At 57.8% G+C, this 5,448-nt stretch carries 3 rRNA genes; all 3 read left to right on the forward strand.

The window, feature by feature from the left end:
* The first annotated feature begins 149 nt into the window (after window positions 1-149).
* The 3 genes from PHY01_RS25920 (at window position 150) to rrf (ending at window position 5,410) form a co-directional block, all read left to right on the forward strand.
* A 16S ribosomal RNA gene (locus PHY01_RS25920) occupies window positions 150-1,673 on the forward strand.
* 378 nt (window positions 1,674-2,051) lie between these two features.
* Window positions 2,052-5,166 (forward strand): 23S ribosomal RNA (locus tag PHY01_RS25925).
* 127 nt (window positions 5,167-5,293) lie between these two features.
* Window positions 5,294-5,410, forward strand: a 5S ribosomal RNA gene (gene rrf / locus PHY01_RS25930).
* The 16S, 23S and 5S rRNA genes sit together here, the layout of an rRNA operon.
* The last annotated feature ends 38 nt before the right edge of the window (window positions 5,411-5,448 follow it).

Below are 5,448 nucleotides of genomic sequence, written 5' to 3' on the forward strand. Positions count from 1 at the left end.
GGATGGTGTGCGGGTGTCTTTTGAGAACTCAACAGTGTGTCGAACTGTGTCGTCTTTGGACGATGCGATCTTGAATTGGTTTTATGCCAGTTTGTTTTGCCTGCGACTTTGGTTGTGGGTACTTTTGTTGGGTGTTGAACCCTCTGTTTTTGTTGGAGAGTTTGATCCTGGCTCAGGACGAACGCTGGCGGCGTGCTTAACACATGCAAGTCGAGCGGTAAGGCCCTTTCGGGGGTACACGAGCGGCGAACGGGTGAGTAACACGTGGGTGACCTGCCCTCAGCTCTGGGATAAGCCTGGGAAACTGGGTCTAATACCGGATATGACCACATGTCGCATGGTGTGTGGTGGAAAGTTTTTTCGGCTGGGGATGGGCCCGCGGCCTATCAGCTTGTTGGTGGGGTGATGGCCTACCAAGGCGACGACGGGTAGCCGGCCTGAGAGGGCGACCGGCCACACTGGGACTGAGACACGGCCCAGACTCCTACGGGAGGCAGCAGTGGGGAATATTGCGCAATGGGCGAAAGCCTGACGCAGCGACGCCGCGTGGGGGATGACGGCCTTCGGGTTGTAAACCTCTTTCGACCTTGACGAAGCCTTCGGGTGACGGTAGGGGTAGAAGAAGCACCGGCCAACTACGTGCCAGCAGCCGCGGTAATACGTAGGGTGCGAGCGTTGTCCGGAATTATTGGGCGTAAAGAGCTCGTAGGCGGTCTGTCGCGTCGGTCGTGAAAACTTGGGGCTTAACCCTGAGCTTGCGGTCGATACGGGCATGACTTGAGTTCGGCAGGGGAGACTGGAATTCCTGGTGTAGCGGTGAAATGCGCAGATATCAGGAGGAACACCGGTGGCGAAGGCGGGTCTCTGGGCCGATACTGACGCTGAGGAGCGAAAGCGTGGGGAGCGAACAGGATTAGATACCCTGGTAGTCCACGCCGTAAACGGTGGGCGCTAGGTGTGGGGGCCATTCCACGGTCTCTGTGCCGCAGCTAACGCATTAAGCGCCCCGCCTGGGGAGTACGGCCGCAAGGCTAAAACTCAAAGGAATTGACGGGGGCCCGCACAAGCGGCGGAGCATGTGGATTAATTCGATGCAACGCGAAGAACCTTACCTGGGTTTGACATGCACTAGACGCGTCCAGAGATGGGCGTTCCCTTGTGGCTGGTGTGCAGGTGGTGCATGGCTGTCGTCAGCTCGTGTCGTGAGATGTTGGGTTAAGTCCCGCAACGAGCGCAACCCTCGTTCCATGTTGCCAGCGGGTTATGCCGGGGACTCATGGGAGACTGCCGGGGTCAACTCGGAGGAAGGTGGGGATGACGTCAAGTCATCATGCCCCTTATGTCCAGGGCTTCACACATGCTACAATGGCCAGTACAGAGGGCTGCGAGACCGTGAGGTGGAGCGAATCCCTTAAAGCTGGTCTCAGTTCGGATTGGGGTCTGCAACTCGACCCCATGAAGTTGGAGTCGCTAGTAATCGCAGATCAGCAACGCTGCGGTGAATACGTTCCCGGGCCTTGTACACACCGCCCGTCACGTCACGAAAGTTGGTAACACCCGAAGCCGACGGCCTAACCCCTTGTGGGAGGGAGTTGTCGAAGGTGGGACTGGCGATTGGGACGAAGTCGTAACAAGGTAGCCGTACCGGAAGGTGCGGCTGGATCACCTCCTTTCTAAGGAGTTCTCACCGTGTGGTGAGGCTGGCTGGTCACTCTGAAGGTGGCTGGTTCTCCTTTCACGATATCCACTGCTTTCGGTGTCGGCTTTCGGGTCGGTGCTGGGGTGGTGGCTGGGTGGAACATAATTCCGAGTAGATCTTCGAGATGCGTGGCTGTCCTTCGGGGTGGTTGCGGGTTCGGCACGCTGTTGGGTCCTGAGGGGACACCTGAGTGTGGGTGTTGTTCTCTGGCTGCTCCTGGCCTGGACCGTCTAACGCATCCCTGGTGTCGCCGGCTTTGGTCGGTGGTGTGGGTGGGTGTGGTGGTGGTCGTGGTGGGTTGGGGTGTGGTTGTGTGTTGAGTGTTGCATAGTGGATGCGAGCATCTTGTTGTGAACAAGTGTTTAAGGGCACATGGTGGATGTCTAGGCATCAGGAGCCGATGAAGGACGTGGGAGGCCGCGATAGGCCTCGGGGAGCTGTCAACCGAGCTGTGATCCGAGGATGTCCGAATGGGGAAACCCAGCACCCGTCATGGGGTGTTACCAGCATCTGAATACATAGGGTGTTGGAGGGAACGTGGGGAAGTGAAACATCTCAGTACCCACAGGAAGAGAAAACAACCGTGATTCCGTGAGTAGTGGCGAGCGAAAGCGGAAGAGGCTAAACCTATGTCGTGTCAAGCCGGCAGGCGTTGCGATGTGGGTGTTGTGGGACGTTGTCGTAGGTGGACTGCCGTCTGTCTGACTGCGTGGTGTCGTGTTAGCGGAAGACTTCTGGAAAGGGTCGCCGTAGTGGGTGAGAGCCCCGTACGCGAAAATTCGGCACGCGTGGTGGATGATGTTCCCGAGTAGCAGCGAGCTCGTGGAATTTGCTGTGAATCTGCCGGGACCACCCGGTAAGCCTAAATACTCCCTGATGACCGATAGCGGACTAGTACCGTGAGGGAAAGATGAAAAGTACCCCGGGAGGGGAGTGAAATAGTACCTGAAACCGTGTGCCTACAAGCCGTCAGAGCCTTCGGGTGATGGCGTGCCTTTTGAAGAATGAGCCTGCGAGTTATGCTTCGTGGCGAGGTTAACCCGTGTGGGGTAGCCGTAGCGAAAGCGAGTCTGAATAGGGCGTTTGAGTCGCGGGGTGTAGACCCGAAGCGGAGTGATCTACCCATGGCCAGGGTGAAGCGACGGTAAGACGTCGTGGAGGCCCGAACCCACCTCGGTTGAAAACGGGGGGGATGAGCTGTGGGTAGGGGTGAAAGGCCAATCAAACTCCGTGATAGCTGGTTCTCCCCGAAATGCATTTAGGTGCAGCGTCGCGTGGTGGATGCCGGAGGTAGAGCACTGGATGGGCTAGGGGGACCAAAATCTTACTGAACTCAACCAAACTCCGAATGCCGGTATTTCTAGCGCGGCAGTGAGACTGTGGGGGATAAGCTTCATAGTCGAGAGGGAAACAGCCCAGATCACCGGCTAAGGCCCCTAAGCGTGTGCTAAGTGGGAAAGGATGTGGGATCGCCCAGACAACCAGGAGGTTGGCTTAGAAGCAGCCACCCTTTAAAGAGTGCGTAATAGCTCACTGGTCAAGTGGTCCTGCGCCGACAATGTAGCGGGGCTCAAGCACACCGCCGAAGCCGTGGCAATACCACATGAGATCCGCCGGCGTGGGTTCGTCCCTGCGGGTGTAGTCGTGGTGTTGGGTAGGGGAGCGTCGTGCATCCGGTGAAGCGGCGGGGTGACCCAGCCGTGGAGGGTGTGCGAGTGAGAATGCAGGCATGAGTAGCGAATGCAGAGTGAGAACCTCTGCCGCCGAATGACCAAGGGTTCCTGGGCCAGGTTAATCCGCCCAGGGTGAGCCGGGACCTAAGGCGAGGCCGACAGGCGTAGTCGATGGACAACGGGTTGATATTCCCGTGCCCGTGATAGTGCGTCCGTGCTGAGGCCGGTGATGCTAACCATCCGAACCCGCTTACGACCCTTCGGGGTTGTTCGTCGGGGGAGCGTGGGAACCGATCCGGTAGTAGGCAAGCGATGGGGTGACGCAGGAGGGTAGCTCCGCCAGTGAATGGTAGTACTGGTGCAAGCGTGTAGCCCGACATCCAGGCAAATCCGGGTGTCATATGAGGGTGAGACGTGACGCGTAGCCGATTGAGGCGAAGTAGAGTGATCCCATGCTGCCGAGAAAAGCCTCTAGCGAGTGCTGTTGCGGCCCGTACCCCAAACCGACACAGGTGGTCAGGTAGAGAATACTAAGGCGATCGAGTGAACTGTGGTTAAGGAACTCGGCAAAATACCTCCGTAACTTCGGGAGAAGGAGGACCGTCTGCTGTGAAGCTCCTTGCGGGCTAGCGGTGGGCGGTCGCAGAGACCAGGCCCAAGCGACTGTTTACTAAAAACACAGGTCCGTGCGAAGTCGCAAGACGATGTATACGGACTGACGCCTGCCCGGTGCTGGAACGTTAAGAGGACCTGTTAGTCCTTCGGGGCGAAGCGGAGAATTTAAGCGCCAGTAAACGGCGGTGGTAACTATAACCATCCTAAGGTAGCGAAATTCCTTGTCGGGTAAGTTCCGACCTGCACGAATGGCGTAACGACTTGGGCGCTGTCTCGACCACAGACTCGGCGAAATTGCACTACGAGTAAAGATGCTCGTTACGCGCGGCAGGACGGAAAGACCCCGGGACCTTTACTACAGCTTGGTATTGGTGCTCGGTTCGGCTTGTGTAGGATAGGTGGGAGACTGTGAAGCGGCCACGCCAGTGGTTGTGGAGTCGTTGTTGAAATACCACTCTGGTCGAATTGGGTGTCTCAACCTCGGGCCATGATCTGGTTCAGGGACAGTGCCTGGTGGGTAGTTTAACTGGGGCGGTTGCCTCCCAAAATGTAACGGAGGCGCCCAAAGGTTCCCTCAGCCTGGTTGGCAATCAGGTGTTGAGTGTAAGTGCACAAGGGAGCTTGACTGTGAGACCGACAGGTCGAGCAGGGACGAAAGTCGGGACTAGTGATCCGGCACCACCTGGTGGAAGGGGTGTCGCTCAACGGATAAAAGGTACCCCGGGGATAACAGGCTGATCTTGCCCAAGAGTCCATATCGACGGCATGGTTTGGCACCTCGATGTCGGCTCGTCGCATCCTGGGGCTGGAGTAGGTCCCAAGGGTTGGGCTGTTCGCCCATTAAAGCGGTACGCGAGCTGGGTTTAGAACGTCGTGAGACAGTTCGGTCCCTATCCGCCGCGCGCGCAGGAGACTTGAGGAAGGCTGTCCCTAGTACGAGAGGACCGGGACGGACGGACCTCTGGTGTGCCAGTTGTCCCGCCAGGGGCATGGCTGGTTGGCTATGTTCGGAAGGGATAACCGCTGAAGGCATCTAAGCGGGAAGCTCGTTCCAAGATGAGGTCTCCCACCACCTTGCGTGGTTAAGGCCCCCCACAGACCATGGGGTTGATAGGCCAGAGATGGAAGCCCTGTGAGGGGTGGAGTTGACTGGTACTAATAGGCCGAGGGCTTGTTCATGACAAGTTGTTTGCATCCACTGTGCGACCCTGAACACACAACCATGTGTGGTCTGGGTGGTGAATGATCGTCTGTTCGCATCCACTAATTGCATATGCTTTGATCAGCACGACACTTCGATAGTGTTGTCGGTGGTTATGGCGGAGGGGGAACGCCCGGTCCCATCCCGAACCCGGAAGCTAAGCCCTCCAGCGCCGATGGTACTGCACCTGTCAGGGTGTGGGAGAGTAGGTCGCCGCCGACATCAAACCTCATTTGTGGGCCCCCGCCGTCAGGCGGGGG

Origin of the sequence: Pseudonocardia hydrocarbonoxydans, from assembly GCF_006539565.1 — a bacterium.
GTDB classification, from domain to species: domain Bacteria; phylum Actinomycetota; class Actinomycetes; order Mycobacteriales; family Pseudonocardiaceae; genus Pseudonocardia; species Pseudonocardia hydrocarbonoxydans.